Annotated in this window: 2 protein-coding genes; both read right to left on the bottom strand. The window is 66.2% G+C overall.

Going from position 1 to position 1,854, the window contains the following annotated elements:
- Positions 1–288: response regulator (locus tag AC1D01_RS32850; RefSeq protein WP_477873673.1), on the bottom strand; the 288-nt coding region annotated here is incomplete at its 3' end.
- Positions 289–409: 121 nt separating this feature from the next.
- Positions 410–1,777 (bottom strand): MATE family efflux transporter, encoded by a 1,368-nt coding sequence (locus tag AC1D01_RS32845; protein ID WP_477873674.1) that lies wholly within the window; start codon positions 1,775–1,777, stop codon positions 410–412.
- Between the last annotated feature and the right edge of the window lie 77 nt (positions 1,778–1,854).

Raw genomic sequence — 1,854 nt, 5'->3', positions numbered from 1 at the left:
GGAGAGCACCGTGTCCTCGTCGCCGAACACCGACACCACGATCACTTCGCAAGCCGGCTGCGTCGTTGCCAGATGACGCAACAGATCGATGCCGTTTCCGTCCGGCAAGCCCAGGTCGGTCAGGAGCACATCGGCGGTGTGCGAGTCGAACCAGTCGCGCGCATGCGCCAGCAATCCGAACGACGCCACCAGTTGCAGCGAGGCGTGGCCGGCGACGCATTCCTCGAAGTAGCCACGAATTTCCGCATCGTCTTCGAGCAGCGCTACCCGCCAACTGAGTGTTGCCATGGCTAGATCTTCGACTGATTCATGGGCGGGAGCTTAAGGCGCGCGCGCACCCTGGCGGCAAACCGGGCCTGCGGGCTCACATGTTCATGGGAGGTTTTTTTTTGCGGCGTGACGCACAAGCCTAGACCAGCCGCTCGATCTTCGACTTGCGCCACACCAGCCGGTAGAACGCCGACTGCAGAACGAGCATCGAGACGAACGCGATCGGGTACGACCACCAGACGCCTTCGAGGCCGATGCGCTGCGACAGCCCGTAGGCCGCCGGCACCTCGATCGCGACGATGCAGAAGATCGAGATCGACATCGGCACGAGCACGGTGCCCGAGGCGCGCATGACGCCGCTGACGACCGACGCGCAGCCGAACACGACGCTGCTCCACAGCATGATGTGCAGCAGGGTCTGCGCGAGTTCGATGACCGGCTGGCTGGTGATGAACAGCGCCATCAGGTGGCGCGAGAACAGGTAGCCGATGACGACCAGCGTGCCGGTGATCGCGAGGTTGAGCACGATGCCGGTGCGGGTGATGGCCCCGAGCTTGTCGGTGCGGCCGGCACCGATGGCCTGGGCGCCGAGGATCGACGCGGTGATCGCGATCGACAGCGCCGGGAACTGCACGTAGTTGACGACCTGGTTGACGGCACCATAGGCCGCGGTGGCATCGGAGCCGAAGCGGTTGACAAGGGCCAGCAGCGCGATCTCGGCCAGCGAGATGACGACCATCTGGATGCCGGTGGGCATGCCGATCTTCAGCACGAGCTTGAGCAGTTGCGGCTGGATGCGCAGCGAGCGCAGCAGCTCGCGGTCGGGCGACAGCGGGTGCCTGGCGCGCCGCAGGTGCACGAGGAGGTAGAGCAGGGCGGCGATGAACGACACGATGGAGGCGGCCGCGGCGCTGGTGACGCCGAGTTGCGGCAGGCCGCCCCAGCCGCGGATGAAGGCGGGCGTCATCACGCACGAGACGAGGGTCGACAGCAGCAGCGCGTAGAGCGGCGTGACGGTGTCGCCGACGCCGCGCAGCAGCTGCGTGATCAGGATGAACACCATCAGCCCGGGCATCGCGAGCATCATGAGCCGCGCATAGCCGATGGCATCGTCGACCACGTCGGCGGGGGTGCCGAGGGCATGCAGCAGGTGTTCGGTGAACATGCCGCCGAACAGCGCAATGACGAGGCCGACGCCGAAGCCGAGCGTGATGGCGGTGCCGGCAATGGCCTTGACCTTGTGCGTCTCCTTCGCACCCCAGGCCTGGCCGATCAGCACCGAGCCGCCAGCGCCGATGCCGATCACCAGCGTGATGAAGAAGAACACGATCGGGAAGACGGCGGCTGTCGCTGCGAGCGCTCGGGTGCCGAGCATCTGGCCGACGAACACGGCGTTGAAGGTGCCCGACAGGCCTTGCAGCACGTTGCCGACGATCATCGGGCCGAGGAAGGCGAGGAAGATGCGCCACAGGGGGCGCGTGTCTGTGGCGATCGATGGGCGGTTCATTTGGGGCGGGATGATGCCATGCGCTTGTTCGTGCTGCACGCGCGCGGCGGTCGTCTTCGGCGGCATCGACATGAAGC

This window comes from Rhizobacter sp. P3_B12 (genome assembly GCF_056402895.1).
The sequence above is the reverse complement of the archived record's forward strand: the minus strand, read 5'-3'. Positions and strand labels throughout refer to the sequence as shown.